Source organism: Terrabacter koreensis (genome assembly GCF_054783315.1).
In genome coordinates this window covers 1,484,000-1,498,253 of record NZ_BAAGQU010000004.1, presented here as the reverse complement: position 1 = coordinate 1,498,253, position 14,254 = coordinate 1,484,000, and the positions used below count along the sequence as shown (strand labels likewise).

The following is a 14,254-nucleotide window of genomic DNA, read 5'->3' as shown; positions in this document are numbered from 1 at the left end:
CCTCCAGGAACATGACGCCACCGCTGACCGCACCTCTGCCCGACCTCCCGATCCGACCCACCGGCAGTCTCGACGCCGAACCTGACGCCATTGACGCAGCCGACCGCGCGACAGCCACGGCGCGCCCCTCGTCGCCACACGCCGCCCACACGGCCGACAGCGCCGACATCGCCGACATCGCCGAAGGTCCCGAGCCCAGGTCCAAGCTCTTCGACCTCTCGCTGACCCAGCTGCTGGGCGGGTCGATGGCAGCGGCCACCGCCGCCGCGCTCGGGTCCCGCCTCGGCGTCGTGGGGACCATCGCGGGGGCCGCCGTCCTGAGCGTCGTGTCCGCGATCGCCGGCAGTCTCTACACGACCTCGATGTCTCGGGCCCGGGACATCGTGCTGCTGGTGCGCGCGCGGCGCGACGTCGCGGCTGTACGCCCGGCTCTGGCGCTCCCGACCCAGACGCGCCGACCGTGGTCGCGACCCGATCGTGCGACCCGGCGGCGGACCCTCGCGATGGCCGGAGCAGTCTTCGCGCTGGCGGCCGCCTTCCTCGCCGGGCTGCAGCTCGCGACGGGGGCCCCTGTCACGGGGACCGATCTCGGCGGTCGCACGGCCGCCGGCGCGGTGGTCGACGGCTCGGCGGAACCGGCCACCGGGACCGCGGGCGATGCGAAGGCAGGCGACGGTGCTGGGGCGCCGGACGGTGCTGGCACCGCGGCGGACAGCCCGACCGCCGCCGGGCCGGGCAGCGGCTCCGACGCCGCCTCCGGCGCCGGTTCCTCGGCTACCGGCACCCCGACGACTGCCGCGGGCGGTACGCCCTCCGTCGCGACCACGGCCGACCCGGGCGGCCCGGCCGCGCAGACGCCCGCGGCCACGCCGCCGGGGACGCCCGCGGCGGGTGGCTCCACGCCCAGCTCCCCCGGCGCGCCCAGCTCCCCCGGCGCGACCGGGTCCGCGGGCGCGACCTCGCCCGCGGCGACCGCCGGGCCGTGAAGACCGGGCGCTGAACACCAAGCCGTGAGAGCCACGTCCTGAGAGCCGGGCCCCGAGAGCCGCGCCCAGGGAGCGGAGGGCGGCCCTTCAGGCGATCGAGAGCGTGATGGTCCCGGAGGCGATGTCAACGGCGTCGACCCGCACCGTGACGGACTCACCGGCCTTGGCCGAGCCTGCGGCACGGGCCACGACCGCGTGGTCGACCAGCTGCACGACGACACCCTTGTCGTTCTCGTCGACGACGACCCCGGCGAGCGTCTGGCCGACGAACGGCTGCAGCTCGGCCGCCTCGACGGCATCGGTGCAGGCGCGCTCGACGGCGTTGGTGCGCCGGTCGGAGGTCGCCATGATCTCGGGCAGTGTCGGCAGGGCATCACGCACCCAGGCGGGCACCTCGTGCCCCGCCGACAGCGCCTCGCACACGACGAGGCCGAAGCGGTCGACCAGGCGCCGCAGCGGAGCCGTGACGTGCGCATACGGGTTGGCGACGGCGGCGTGCATCGGCTGCTCGGGCAGCGCGCCGTCGAACGGCGTGTAGCCGGCGCCGCGGAAGAGCGTCGTCGCCTCGTGGATGAGCGCCAGGTGCCTGGGGTCGGTGCGGTCGAGCGTGCGGAGGAACTCGCCGTACGCCATCCCGTCGGGCCACGGCACCCCTGCCGCGGCCGCCTGCCGGTGGAAGCGCTTGAGGTCGCGCGGGTCGGGCGGGGGCATCGTGCGCAGGATGCCGACCTTGCCCTTGAGCATGAGGTCGGCGGCGCCCATGCCGGTGAGCAGCGAGATCTGGGCGTTCCAGTCCTCGGCGGGCAGGACCGGCCGGAAGGAGATGTGGAACGAGCCGTCCTGGCCCTCCTCCACCTCCTGCTCCGGCATCGGCAGGCTGGCTCCGCCCCGTTGGCGCTCGAGGGCGATCCGCTTCTCGCCCACCTCCTTGAGCAGCATGAGGCAGTCCTCGGCGGTGCCCGCGTCGATCTCCTTCTGGACCTGCTCGTAGTCGTAGCGGCGCACGCTCCGGACCATGGCGCGCGACACCTCCACCGCGGTGCCCTCGCCGTCCGCGGCCAGCCTGATGTCCCAGACGAACGCCGGGCGCACCTGGTCGGGCAGCAGGCTCGCGGCCCCCTCGCTCAGCTCGGTCGGGTGCAGCTGCACGCGCCTGTCGGGGCAGTAGACGGTCTGGCCGCGGCGACGCGTCTCGCCGTCGACGGCTCCGCCGGCCCGCACGAACGCGGGCACGTCGGCGATGGCGTAGCGCACCCGGTAGCCGTCGCCGTCACGCTCGATCGACATGGCCTGGTCGAGGTCCAGGGATGACGGCGGGTCGATCGTGATGAACGCCACCGCCGTCTCGTCGCGGTCCGGCAGATCGGCCTCCGCTGCGGCCGACCTCGCCTCCGCGAGCACCTCGGGAGGGAACTCCTCAGGGACCTCGAGCTCTCGGCGCACGGCCTCGAAGCGGTCTGCGAGCTGCCGGGCCACGTCGCCGGGCTGCGTCGCCGGGCGGAACACGATGTGTCGCTGCGCCATGGCGCCACCCTACGCACCCAACGCGTACGCAATCCGCGCGTCGCTGGACGTTTTGGGACTTTGGACCCCGGCTTCCCTAGGCTGACCCCCGTGCTCATCCTGCTCCCGCCGTCCGAGGGCAAGACCAGGCCCCGGCGGGGGTCCTCGCTCGATCTCGGCTCGTTGTCCTTCCCGCAGCTCACCCCGCTGCGCGAGGCGGTCGTCGACACCGTCGTGAAGCTGAGCGGTGAGCCCGACGCCGCGAACCTGCTCGACCTCAACCCCAACCTCGTCGACGACATCGCCGGCAACACCCGGCTGCAAAGCGCCCCGACGGCCACCGCCTCGCGGGTCTACTCCGGCGTGCTCTACCACGCCCTCGACGTGGACTCGCTCGACCCGGCCTCCAAGCGCCGGGCGAACCGCTGGATCGTCGTCGTGTCCGCCCTCTTCGGAGCGCTGCGCCTCGGCGACCGCGTGCCTGCCTACCGGGTCAACATCTGCAGCACCCTCCCCGAGGTCGGCCACCTCTCCCAGGAGTGGCGCCGTGAGCTGCCGGCCGCGCTCGACGACGCGGTGAAGCCGCGTGAGCTCATCGTCGACTGCCGGTCCAGCACGTATGCCGCCGTGTGGCGTCCCCGTGACGAGCGGGCCGACCGGTGGGTTCAGGTCACCGTGCCCGGCGCCTCACACATGGCGAAGCACACGCGCGGCCTGGTGACCCGAGAGCTGGTGCAGGCCGAGGCTCCGCGCACCCCCGAGGCCCTGGCCGAGCGCCTGTCCGAGCGCTTCGACGTGGCGCTGACGCCTCCGCCGCGCCCCGGCAAGCCGTGGCAGCTGGCCACCACCCCGAAGTCCTGACGTGCTGCTCGACCTCGCCCAGCTCGTCGAGCGCGTGGCGCCGATCCTCGTCTTCCTCGTCGCCATCACCCTCGTCGCCGAGATCTGCGACCTGGCCGGTCTCTTCGACGTCGCGGCACACTACGCCGCGCGGCTCGCGAAGGGCCACGTCCTCGTGCTCTGGCTCCTCGTCGTGGTGCTGGCCGTGCTGTCCACGACCGTTCTCAGCCTCGACACGACGGCCGTGCTGCTGACACCGGTCGCCATCACCGTGGCGCGGCAGGTCGGCGCCCCTCCCCTGCCCTTTGCGATGACGACCCTGTGGCTCGCCAACACGGCCTCGCTGCTGCTGCCGGTCTCCAACCTGACGAACCTGCTCGCGCTGCACCCGTTCGCGGCGCTCGACGTCCGCACGCTCGGCTATATAAAGCTCATGGCCGTGCCCGCAGTGACGGCCGCCCTCGCGACCGTGGCCGTGCTCTGGCTGCTGCACCGGCGCGACCTGCGCGGCTCCTACGCGACTCCCCCGCTGGCCGAGCCGCACGACCGCGTGCTCACCCAGGTGACCGGTGTCGCCTGCGGCCTCCTCGCGGTCGCGTTCGTCGCGGGCGTGCAGCCCGCCCTGGCCTCGGTGCCGGCCGCGGGTGTGTTGGTCGCGGCAACCTACTGGCGCGCCCCCGAGCTGCTCCGGCGCATCCGCATGCCGTGGCTGACCGTCGTCGGCGTCTGCGTGCTCTTCCTCGTCGTCGACGCCGCTCTGAGGTTCGGGCTCGAGGCGTGGCTGCGCACCGTCGTCGGCACGGGCACGACCGTCGGCGACCTCCTGCGCGTGAGCGGCCTGGGCGCGCTGACGGCCAACGGCATCAACAACCTCCCGGCGTACCTCGCGCTAGAGCCGACCGTGGCCGACTCGCCCACCCGGCTGGCCGCCCTGCTCATCGGCGTCAACACGGGTCCGATCGTGACGATGTGGGGGTCCGTGGCGACCCTGCTCTGGGCGCAGCGCTGCCGCTCGGCCGGGCTCGAGGTGTCCGCCCGCCGCATCGCCGGCACCGGCCTGCTGTGCGCGGTCGTGGTCGTGGTGGCGACGACCCTCACCCTCACCGCGACCGCCTGACCCCAGCCAACGGCATACGCCCCCGTCTCGCCGTCGAGCGCGCGGTTCCCGACGCACGGACGCGCGGTGGGTCGGTTCAACCGAGGGCGCGGCGCAGGTCGTCGACGAGGTCGCGGACGTCCTCGAGCCCGACCGAGACACGCAGCACGCCGTCGGTGATGCCCACGGCGGCACGAGCCTCCGGCGTGAGACGGCGGTGCGTCGTCGTGGCCGGGTGCGTGATGAGCGACTTCGAGTCGCCGAGGTTGTTCGAGATGTCGATGACCTGGAGGGCGTTCATGAGCGCGAACGCCTCGTCCTTGCCGCCGTCGAGCTCGAACGTCACGACGGTGCCACCGGCGAGCATCTGCCGCTTCGCGAGGTCGTGCTGCGGGTGCGACTCGAGGAACGGGTGCACGACGCGCGTCACCTTCGGGTGCGACTCGAGGAAGCGAGCCACCTCGAGGGCCGAGTCGGCCATCCGCTCGACGCGCAGCGACATCGTCTCGAGCCCCTTGACGAGCACCCACGCGTTGAAGGGCGACATGGACGGACCCGTGTGGCGCATGAGGTTCTGCACCGGGCCGTCGATGAACTCCTTCGGCCCCAGCACCGCCCCGCCGAGCGTGCGTCCCTGGCCGTCGATGTGTTTCGTCGCGGAGTAGACGATGATGTCGGCCCCGAAGTCGAGGGGCTTGGAGAAGACCGGCGTTCCGAAGACGTTGTCGACGACGACCTTGGCGCCGGCGGCGTGGGCCAGGTCGGTGACGGCGGCGATGTCGACGAGCTCCTGCATCGGGTTGCTCGGCGTCTCGAAGAAGACGGCTGTCGTCGGCTCGGAGAGGGCCTCTCGCCACTGGTCGAGGTCGGCCCCGTCGACGAAGACGGTCTCGACGCCCCAGCGGGGCAGGATCTCGTCGAGGATGACGAAGCACGAGCCGAAGAGCGCACGCGAGGACACGACGCGGTCACCCTTGCCGAGCAGCGCGGCCAGGGCGACGAAGACCGCCGACATGCCGGAGCCGGTCGCGAAGCAGGCCTCGGCGCCCTCGATCTGGCGCAGCCGCTCCTCGAACATCGTGACCGTCGGGTTGCCGTAGCGGGAGTAGACGAACCGTTCGACGTCGCCCTTGAACGCCGCCTCGGCGTCCTCGGCCGTGTCGTAGACGAAGCCCGACGTGAGGTAGAGCGCCTCGGACGTCTCCTCGAAACCGCTGCGGGACAGTCCTCCTCGCACCGCCAGGGTGTCGGGGCGCCAGATCTGCTCCACGTCGTCGCTCATCCCTGCACCCACGGCAGGCCCGCGACCTTCCAGCCCGAGACGGTGCGGTGGCGCTGGGCGTCGTGCGGACCCTCGAAGCCGTCGAGCACGTTGCGCGACTCGGACCAGCCCGCCGCGGTTGCGGCCTCGGCGGCGCTGACGGAGCGCACGCCGGAGCGGCAGAGGAAGTAGAGCGACTGCTCCTTGCCGATGCCGGCCGCCTCGAGCTCGCCGACGAAGCCGTCGTTGACGCGGCCGTCGGGGAACGACTGCCACTCGACGAGCACGACCTCCTTGCCGATCGGGCCGAGGTCGGGCAGGCCGACGTACGACCATTCCGCCCTCGTGCGCACGTCGACGAGCACCGCGCCGGGCTCGTCGCGCAGGGCCGCCCAGGCCTGCTCGGGGGTCACGTCACCGGCATAGCTCATGCAGCGACTATAAAACCGCGTCCGTCAGGCGAGATGGTCGGTCCGATTGGTGAAAGCGACCGAGGCCGAGCCGTCCTCCCAGACCTCCACGGCGGTCAGGCTGCCCGGCGCGGTGGCCAGGGCCCAGAAGCGCTCGACGGGCGTGCCGAGCACGTCGGCGAGCACCGACAGCACTCCGCGCCGGCTCGTCACGGCCACCGCCGTGCCGCCCGTGGCCACGAGGCTCCGGTATGCCGTCACGACCGTCGCGTCGCCGCCCTCGCCGGGTGCCCGCCCCGACCAGTCGCCGGTCGTCGTGGCGTCGGTGCCGACGGCCGCCGCGACCGCGTCCGCGACCCGCACCGACTGCTCGTCGTCGGCTCCGAAGACTGCCGCCCCTGCGCCGACCAGGCGACGCGCCGCATCGGTGATCGCTGCCGTCGGGCCGTCGTCATGAGGCGTCTGCACGAGCAGCAGGCGCAGTGGGCGCGTGGGCGTCGACGGCGCCTCTGTCGCCGAGCCAGGTTCCCTCGCAGCCGCGTCCGTCTCCTCGCCCGCGTCGCCCACGAGCACGCGGTGCACGCGCTTGCCGTCCATCGCCACGTTGCTCAGGGCGTCGGCGTCCTTGTTCCTCTCCCGAGGGATCCACTCGAAGTCGACGCTGCCGCCGCTGTCGGAGATCCGCGCGCAGAGGTCGCGCGCCTCCAGGGCCAGCCGGCGCATGTCCTCGTGCTTGATCTTCCAGCGGCCCGACATCTGCTCGACGACGAGCTTGGAGTCCATCCTCACCCGCACCTCGGCGCCGGCATCGATGTCGAGCACCGCCCGCAGCCCGGCGATGAGTCCCGAGTACTCGGCGACGTTGTTGCTCTGCTTGCCGAGCGGTTCGGCGAGCTCGACGAGGACGGCGCCCGTGGCCGGGTCGCGCACGAGCGCGCCGTAGCCGGCGACCCCGGGGTTGCCGCGTGAGCCGCCGTCCGCCTCGACGACGAGCCGGCGGCCCACCGCGCGAGACGCTGCGCTCACGGTCGGCTCACAGGCCGGACTCGCCCGTGCGGATCATGATGCGGCGGCACTCCTCGCACCGCACGACCTCGTCCTGTGGGGCGCGCCTGATGCGGTCGAGGTCGACGTTGCCGAGCTCGAGCCGGCAGCCGCCGCAGCGACGGTGGCGCAGCTCGGCCGCGGCCAGGCCCCCGCTCACGGCGCGGATCTTCTCGTAGAGGGCAGCGAGGTCGTCACCGATGCCGGCGACGATGTTCGCCCGTCCGGAGCCCACCTGGACCGCCTCGGCGTCGAGCTTCTCGATGGCGGCGTCGCGATCGGTCTCGAGCGTCTCGACCTTCTGCACGAGCTCGGAGTGCCGTGCCTCCAGCTCGGCGACCTTGGCCGTGAGCGTCTCGGAGCGCTCCATCACCTCGATCTCGACGTCCTCGAGCTCGGACTGGCGTCGCGCGAGCGAGGCCAGCTCGTGCTGCAGCGCCTGCAGGTCCTTCGCACTGCCCTGCCCGGCGTCGAGCCGCGCCTGGTTGCGCGCCGCGCGGTCGCGCACGAGCTGGACGTCCTGGTCGGACTTCGTCAGCTCGCGCTGCACGTCGCCGGCAGCCGTGCGCGCGTTGACGATCTCCGTCTCGAGCGCGGACAGCTCACGCCGCGCCGCCTCGACCGCAGGTGTCTGCGGCAGGTTGGCCTTGGCGTGGGCGATCTGGTCCAGGCGCGTGTCGATGGCCTGCAGGTCGAGCAGGCGCCACTGACGGGACGGGTCGGCTTTCAGGACACACCTCCGGGTTCGGTGGCCGCCCGGTCCTCCCGGGCGGCGTTCGCACCGACGACGAAGGTCCATGGCTCGGTGCGGATGGCTGAGACTCTGGTCTCGACCCTAGTCGCTCCGGCGGCGTGCTCCAGCGCGGCGAGCAGCCGGTCGCGCCCGTCGGCGAGCCAGAGGGACTCGGTGGCCCAGTGCCCGGCGTCGACGAGGAACGGGCGACCGCCGCGCGCCTCCTCACGTGCCTCGAGGACAGGGTGGTGGCGCAGGTCGGCGGTCACGTAGACGTCGGCGCCGCACGCCCGCACGTCGTCGAAGCGGTCGTCGCCCGAGCCACCCATGACCGCGACGACGGACACCTCGGCGGATGGGTCGCCGCTCACCCGTATGCCGCCCGCGGTCGCCGGCAGCGCCTCGGTCAGCGACTCCGCGAACCGCACCAAGCTGGTCGGCGCGGGCAGCACGCCGACGCGGCCGATCGCGTGGTCCCCCTCGCGCGACAGCGGTCGCTGGTCGGTGAGCCCGAGCGCATCGGCCAGCACGCCGGACACGCCGGGGTCGGCGACGTCGGCGTTGGTGTGACCCACCCAGAGGGCGACGCCGGACCGGACGAGCGCCGTCACGGAGGCGCCCTTGGCACTGGTGGTCGCGACCGAGTGCACCCCGCGCAGCAGCAGCGGGTGGTGCGTCACGAGCAGGTCCGCGCCCCACGCACTCGCCTCGTCGATGACCGCGAGCGTCGGGTCGAGCGCGAAGAGGATGCGGCGTACGGGCTGGTCCGGGTCACCGGCGACCAGACCGACGCGGTCCCAGTCGGCCGCGTGCTCGAGCGGGTAGAGGGACTCCAGCGCCGCGACGACGTCGCGCAGCCGAAGGTCTCCCCTGGGTTCGGGGGCTGGGTCGTCCACGTGGGCCCGGCCGGGCTCGAACCGACGACACCCGCGGTGTAAACGCGGTGCTCTACCAACTGAGCTACAGGCCCTCACGCACCGGCAGGTGACAGGTTGGCGTCACCGGCGGGCGGCGGTCAGCCTACGGCATCCGGTGCGCTCGCGCGGAGCGCCGCCAGCGCCTGCCGGTAGGCCGTGAAGTCACGGCCGTGACCGATGGCGCGCGCCTCGCTCCAGACGATGTGCCCGCTGCGGTCGATGAGGAAGGTCCCGCGCCGCGCGAAGCCGTCCTCCTCGTCGAAGACGCCGTAGCGGCGAGCCACCTCCCCGTGCGGCCAGAAGTCCGACAGCAGCGGGAAGAAGTGCCCCTCGGCATCGGCCCACGCCCGCAGGGTGTACATCGAGTCGCACGAGATCGCGAAGACCTGGATGTCGTCGTCCTGGAAGTCCTCGAGTCCGTCGCGGATCTCGCGCAGCTCGCCGCGGCAGATGCCCGAGAAGGCTGCCGGGTAGAAGACGACGACGGCGTTCTTGAGGTCACGGACGGCGGACAGGCTGACGTCGACGCCGTACTGGTCGACGAGCGTGAAGTCGGGGGCGAGCTCGCCGACACCCAGTGGGGCGGCCGCGTGGACCGACTCGGTCGGGTGCGCGTTCATCATGTCCGCCAGTGTGACACCCGACGGGCGCCCGACCGAAAAGCCGCCCGAAACGCCGTCAGCGCCTCGGACCCTTCGGCGGCATGAGCCGGGTGGCGGCCCACTCCTTGGCGACGTTGACCTGGCCACCCGTGACGAGACCGGCCGTCGACGCGGCCTCCTCGACGTCGCTCGCGTCGACGTGGCCGGGGCGCCCGGCCTTCGGCGTGAGCAGCACGATGAAACCCTGGTCGAAGAGCTTGGTCAGGCCGTCGACCATGAGGTCGACGAGGTCCTCGTCGCCGTCGCGGTACCAGAGCAGCACCCCGTCCGCGCCGTCGTTGAAGTCCTCGTCCTCGAGCTCGCTGCCGATGACGTCCTCGATCGAGAACCGCAGCTGGTCGTCGACGTCATCGTCATGGCCGAACTCCTGGATGATCTGCCCGTTGGCAAATCCGAGCTTGCTGAAGGACGCCGCTCCCGCGGTCTCGCTCACTGTCACCGGTCCTCTCGGTCGTGGCCGACGGGCCCTGGTGGTGTCGTCGGTCGCATCTGTCATACCCGTGACACCACCGTCGTGACGTCACGTCCACGGCATCCAGTGCACTGGTTCCGACGCTACCGCGCAAGCCCGGCCCCGCGTCGGCACAACGCCCAGTCGGACTCCGTCGGCGTGCCGCTCGCGTGCCAACCGGTGAGCCACCCGGGTTCCCGTCGCGAACCGACCGGCCCCCACGGCATACCACTGCAGAGGCCTCCGTGGGAAGGAGCGAAGCGTCCCATCGCTGGACCCGAGTGTGACGGTCACCACGGATTGGTAGAGGATGGGCGAAGCAGCGGCGTGGCCGACCGGTCACGCGCGCGGCGGACGCGACGAGAAAGGACCCACGACGTGGCATCCGAGGCCGGCCCGATCCTCAACGGCATCCCCAGTCAGCTCCCGGACATCGACCCGGACGAGACGCAGGAGTGGATCGACTCCCTCGACGCCGTCCTCGACGAGAAGGGCCGCACCCGGGCGCGCTACATCATGCTCAAGCTCATCGAGCGGGCGCGCCAGCAGCAGGTCGGCGTGCCCTCGCTGACGGCGACCGACTACATCAACACCATCCCGCCGGAGCGCGAGGCCTGGTTCCCCGGTGACGAGGACGTCGAGCGCGAGATGCGCCGCTACATCCGCTGGAACGCCGCGGTCATGGTGCACCGCGCCCAGCGCCCCGGCATCGGCGTCGGCGGCCACATCTCCACCTACGCGAGCGCCGCGACGCTCTACGAGGTGGGGATGAACCACTTCTTCCGCGGCAAGGACCACGAGGGCGGCGGCGACCAGATCTACTTCCAGGGCCACGCCTCCCCCGGCATGTACGCCCGCAGCTTCCTCGAGGGCCACCTCACCGAAGCCGACCTCGACGGCTTCCGCCAGGAGAAGAGCCACCTCGTCGACGGCGAGGTCAAGGCCGTGCCGTCCTACCCGCACCCGCGGCTGCTCCCCGACTATTGGGAGTTCCCGACCGTGTCCATGGGCATCGGCCCGATGAACGCGATCTACCAGGCGCAGTTCAACAAGTACCTCCACAACCGCGGCATCAAGGACACCAGCCAGCAGGACGTCTGGGCCTTCCTCGGCGACGGCGAGATGGACGAGCCCGAGTCGCGCGGCCTGCTGCAGCTCGCGGCCAACGAGGAGCTCGACAACCTCAACTTCGTCATCAACTGCAACCTGCAGCGCCTCGACGGCCCGGTGCGCGGCAACGGCAAGATCATCCAGGAGCTCGAGGCGTTCTTCCGCGGCGCGGGCTGGAACGTCATCAAGGTCGTCTGGGGCCGAGGCTGGGACCCGCTCCTGGCCGGCGACCGCGACGGCGCGCTAGTGCACCTCATGAACTCCACGAGCGACGGCGACTACCAGACCTTCCGCGCCAACGACGGCAAGTACGTGCGCGACCACTTCTTCGGCCGCGACCCGCGCACCGCGAAGATGGTCGAGAGCTGGACCGACGACCAGGTCTGGTGGGACCTCAAGCGCGGCGGGCACGACTACCGCAAGGTCTACGCGGCCTACAAGGCGGCCCGCGAGCACACCGGGCAGCCGACCGTCATCCTCGCGAAGACGATCAAGGGCTACAGCCTGGGCTCGCACTTCGCCGGCCGCAACGCCACGCACCAGATGAAGAAGATGACGCTGGACGACCTCAAGGCCTTCCGCGACAGCCTCCGCATCCCGATCACCGACGAGCAGCTCGAGGCGAACCCCTACCAGCCGCCGTACTACCACCCGGGCGCCGACAGCGAGGTCATCAAGTACTCCATCGACCGCCGCACCAAGCTCGGCGGCACGCTGCCGAGCCGGCGCGTCGCGTACGAGCCGGTCAAGCTGCCGGGCGACGAGGCGTACGCCCAGGTGAAGAAGGGGTCGGGCAAGCAGGAGGTCGCCACGACGATGGCGTTCGTGCGCCTGCTCAAGGACCTCCTGCGCGACAAGGAGTTCGGCAAGCGCATCGTGCCGATCATCCCCGACGAGGCGCGCACGTTCGGCATGGACGCGTTCTTCCCGACGATCAAGATCTACAACCCGAACGGGCAGAACTACACGCCGGTCGACGCCGAGCTCATGCTCGCCTACCGCGAGAACGAGCAGGGCCAGATCCTGCACCTCGGCATCAACGAGGCGGGCTCGGTCGCCGCGTTCACGGCCGCGGGCACGTCGTACGCGACGCACGGCCAGCCGATGATCCCGATCTACGTCTTCTACTCGATGTTCGGCTTCCAGCGCACGGGCGACTCGATCTGGGCAGCCGCCGACCAAATGACGCGTGGCTTCCTCATCGGCGCCACGGCTGGTCGCACGACGCTCACCGGCGAGGGCCTGCAGCACGCCGACGGCCACAGCCCGCTCCTCGCGTCGACCAACCCGGCTGTCGTGCACTACGACCCGGCGTACGCGTACGAGATCGCCCACATCATGCAGGCCGGCCTCGACCGGATGTACGGCGAGGGGCACACGACCGACGAGTCGAACGTCATCTACTACCTCACCGTCTACAACGAGCCGATCCAGCAGCCGGCCGAGCCCGAGAACGTCGACGTCGAGGGCATCCTCAAGGGCATGTACAAGCTCAAGGCCGCGAACACCGAGGGCTGGACCCACGAGGCCCCGCGCGCGCAGCTGCTCGGGTCGGGCGTCGGCCTGCCGTGGGCGCTCGAGGCCCAGCACCTGCTCGCCGACGACTGGGGCGTGGCCGCCGACGTGTGGTCGGTGACGTCGTGGAACGAGCTGCGCCGTGACGGCCTCGCCGCCGACGAGCAGGAGTTCCTGCGTCCCGACGGCGAGAAGCGCGTGCCGTGGGTCACCCAGTGCCTCGAGGGCACCGAGGGCCCGGTGGTCGGCGTCTCCGACTACATGCGCGCCGTGCAGGACCAGATCCGCGAGTGGGTCCCCGGCACGTACGCGACGCTCGGCGCCGACGGCTTCGGCTTCTCCGACACCCGTCCCGCCGCCCGCCGCTTCTTCCACATCGACGGGCCGTCGGTCGCGGTGCGCACGCTGCAACTGCTGGCCCGTGAGGGCAAGGTGCCGGCCGACGTTCCGGCCAAGGCCGCCGCGAAGTACCGCCTCGACGACGTCACCGCCGGCACGTCCGGCAACGCCGGCGGCGAGAGCTGACCCGCTGACGTATGCCGTGTGGCCCGGTCCCCGTGAGGGGCCGGGCCACACGCCTACCCGGGACGGTTCCCACCGCCGCCGGTCGCGCTCACTGACGCCGGTCGCGCTCACTGACGCCGCAGGGCTGCGGCGTCGCTGAGCGCCGGCGGGTCCGGTGAGCAAGGACCGATCACGGGGCGAGGGCGAGAGCGGCGGCGATCCGTCGTCCGACGCGGCGCGGGTCGTCGAGGTCGGACCACACGAGCCGAACCACGACCCAGCCCGCGCGACGCAGGGCGTCCTCACGCTGCTTCTCCCCGAAGAGCGTGCGGCGGTCGTCGTACTTCACGGCGCCGTCGAACTCGACGAGCACGCGCGTCCCTGCGATGCGGAAGTCGGCGCGGTAGAGCCGGCCCTCGGCGACGACCTCGAACTGTGGTTCCAGCGCGTGCCCGAGAGCGCCGAGCAGGAACGCCGCGCGTGACTCGCCCGGCGACTCGTGTCGTGCGTCCACGACGGACCGGGCAGCCCTGATCGGACCTATGCCGGTGTGCGTCGCGAAGACCTCGATCGCGCGGTCGAGTGCGGCCGTCGTCGTGGCGCCGGATCGCAGGGCAGCGTCCGCCGGCACCACGAACGCCTCGGGGCCCGCGATGAGCCCCGCCTGGACGGCAGCCCAGGCCGCGGGGACGAGCCGTGGCCGGTGGGCCTCCAGCATGTCCGGCACGGGGAGCCGGAGACTGCCGACACGGCGGTGCACCGCCACCCCGGGCCGGGCGACCGAGACGCCGCCGCGCGACGCGACCAAGGATGTCAGGTGCACGGTGTCGAGGTCCGCACCGAACGTCGGCAGGCCGGCGACCACGAGGCACGAGTGGTGGCTGAGGGCTGCGCGGCCGCGCATCGACCTGCCGAGGGCGGTCGCCGTGAGTCGGTGCAGTGCCTCCCGGACCGGCGGCTCCCCGTCGACGACGGCATACCAGCCCGTCGCCAGTCGGAGGCAGCGTCCGCCGCGGACGAGCCGGGCCAACGCGTTGCGGTCGAGACCGAGGCAGGCGGCGTCCGCGGTCGAGAAGACGCCGTCGCGGGCGACGAGGTGCAGGTCCATGCGGTCGAGGGTCTGTGCATCAGGGCACCCGGCGCGACGGGGTCGCACCAGGGTGTGGACGACGCGGCTCGCGCTCACGAGGGTGTGGACGGCTCAGCGGCGACGGAGTGCTCC

Annotated in this window: 13 protein-coding genes and 1 tRNA gene; 4 read left to right on the top strand and 10 right to left on the bottom strand. The window is 72.1% G+C overall.

The features are described from left to right. Positions 1–11 precede the first annotated feature (11 nt). A complete protein-coding gene (locus ACYVNR_RS09755) occupies positions 12–986 on the top strand; it encodes a hypothetical protein (RefSeq protein ID WP_461047884.1) in 975 nt (324 codons plus the stop codon). Between the two features lie 87 nt (positions 987–1,073). On the opposite strand, the gene ACYVNR_RS09750 is transcribed toward ACYVNR_RS09755, so the two are convergent. Then, positions 1,074–2,510 carry an RNB domain-containing ribonuclease gene (locus ACYVNR_RS09750; RefSeq protein WP_461047883.1) on the bottom strand — a complete coding sequence of 479 codons (1,437 nt, stop codon included), beginning with the start codon at positions 2,508–2,510 and terminating at the stop codon, positions 1,074–1,076. 90 nt (positions 2,511–2,600) lie between these two features. Here ACYVNR_RS09750 and ACYVNR_RS09745 point away from each other — a divergent pair, with 90 nt between their 5' ends. Both ACYVNR_RS09745 and ACYVNR_RS09740 read left to right on the top strand, forming a co-directional pair. After that, positions 2,601–3,350, top strand: coding sequence for a YaaA family protein (locus tag ACYVNR_RS09745; protein WP_461047882.1), 750 nt, complete (start codon positions 2,601–2,603; stop codon positions 3,348–3,350). A 1-nt stretch (position 3,351) separates the two neighbouring features. Further along, the gene (locus ACYVNR_RS09740; protein ID WP_461047881.1) at positions 3,352–4,446 is read left to right on the top strand and encodes an ArsB/NhaD family transporter; all 1,095 of its coding nucleotides are present in this window, start codon (positions 3,352–3,354) and stop codon (positions 4,444–4,446) included. A gap of 76 nt (positions 4,447–4,522) precedes the next feature. On the opposite strand, the gene ACYVNR_RS09735 is transcribed toward ACYVNR_RS09740, so the two are convergent. The 8 genes from ACYVNR_RS09735 to ACYVNR_RS09700 all read right to left on the bottom strand — a co-directional run bounded on the left by ACYVNR_RS09735 (position 4,523) and on the right by ACYVNR_RS09700 (position 9,885). Then, the gene (locus ACYVNR_RS09735) at positions 4,523–5,707 is read right to left on the bottom strand and encodes an O-succinylhomoserine sulfhydrylase (RefSeq protein ID WP_461047880.1); all 1,185 of its coding nucleotides are present in this window, start codon (positions 5,705–5,707) and stop codon (positions 4,523–4,525) included. Further along, complete coding sequence (locus ACYVNR_RS09730; RefSeq protein WP_461047879.1) at positions 5,704–6,117, bottom strand: rhodanese-like domain-containing protein; 414 nt, start codon at positions 6,115–6,117, stop codon at positions 5,704–5,706. The genes ACYVNR_RS09735 and ACYVNR_RS09730 overlap by 4 nt, the downstream gene beginning before the upstream one ends. A 24-nt stretch (positions 6,118–6,141) precedes the next feature. Next, positions 6,142–7,122 (bottom strand): reverse transcriptase-like protein, encoded by a 981-nt coding sequence (locus tag ACYVNR_RS09725; protein WP_461047878.1) that lies wholly within the window; start codon positions 7,120–7,122, stop codon positions 6,142–6,144. A gap of 7 nt (positions 7,123–7,129) precedes the next feature. Next, positions 7,130–7,939, bottom strand: coding sequence for a zinc ribbon domain-containing protein (locus tag ACYVNR_RS09720; protein ID WP_461047877.1), 810 nt, complete (start codon positions 7,937–7,939; stop codon positions 7,130–7,132). After that, positions 7,867–8,769, bottom strand: a complete 903-nt coding sequence (locus ACYVNR_RS09715) for a Nif3-like dinuclear metal center hexameric protein (RefSeq protein WP_461047876.1) — start codon at positions 8,767–8,769, stop codon at positions 7,867–7,869. Before ACYVNR_RS09715 ends, ACYVNR_RS09720 begins: the two co-directional genes overlap by 73 nt. A gap of 1 nt (position 8,770) precedes the next feature. Beyond that, positions 8,771–8,843: transfer RNA gene (locus ACYVNR_RS09710), tRNA-Val, on the bottom strand. 45 nt (positions 8,844–8,888) lie between these two features. Next, the gene (locus tag ACYVNR_RS09705) at positions 8,889–9,413 is read right to left on the bottom strand and encodes a peroxiredoxin (RefSeq protein WP_458800067.1); all 525 of its coding nucleotides are present in this window, start codon (positions 9,411–9,413) and stop codon (positions 8,889–8,891) included. Between the two features lie 55 nt (positions 9,414–9,468). Further along, positions 9,469–9,885, bottom strand: a complete 417-nt coding sequence (locus tag ACYVNR_RS09700; protein ID WP_045193258.1) for a DUF3052 domain-containing protein — start codon at positions 9,883–9,885, stop codon at positions 9,469–9,471. A gap of 396 nt (positions 9,886–10,281) precedes the next feature. On the opposite strand from ACYVNR_RS09700, the gene aceE reads away from it, so the two are divergent. After that, positions 10,282–13,053, top strand: coding sequence for a pyruvate dehydrogenase (acetyl-transferring), homodimeric type (gene aceE / locus ACYVNR_RS09695; protein ID WP_461047875.1), 2,772 nt, complete (start codon positions 10,282–10,284; stop codon positions 13,051–13,053). A 169-nt stretch (positions 13,054–13,222) separates the two neighbouring features. On the opposite strand, the gene ACYVNR_RS09690 is transcribed toward aceE, so the two are convergent. Beyond that, on the bottom strand, positions 13,223–14,140 hold the full coding sequence (locus tag ACYVNR_RS09690; RefSeq protein WP_461047874.1) for a hypothetical protein: 918 nt from the start codon (positions 14,138–14,140) through the stop codon (positions 13,223–13,225). Positions 14,141–14,254: the final 114 nt, after the last annotated feature.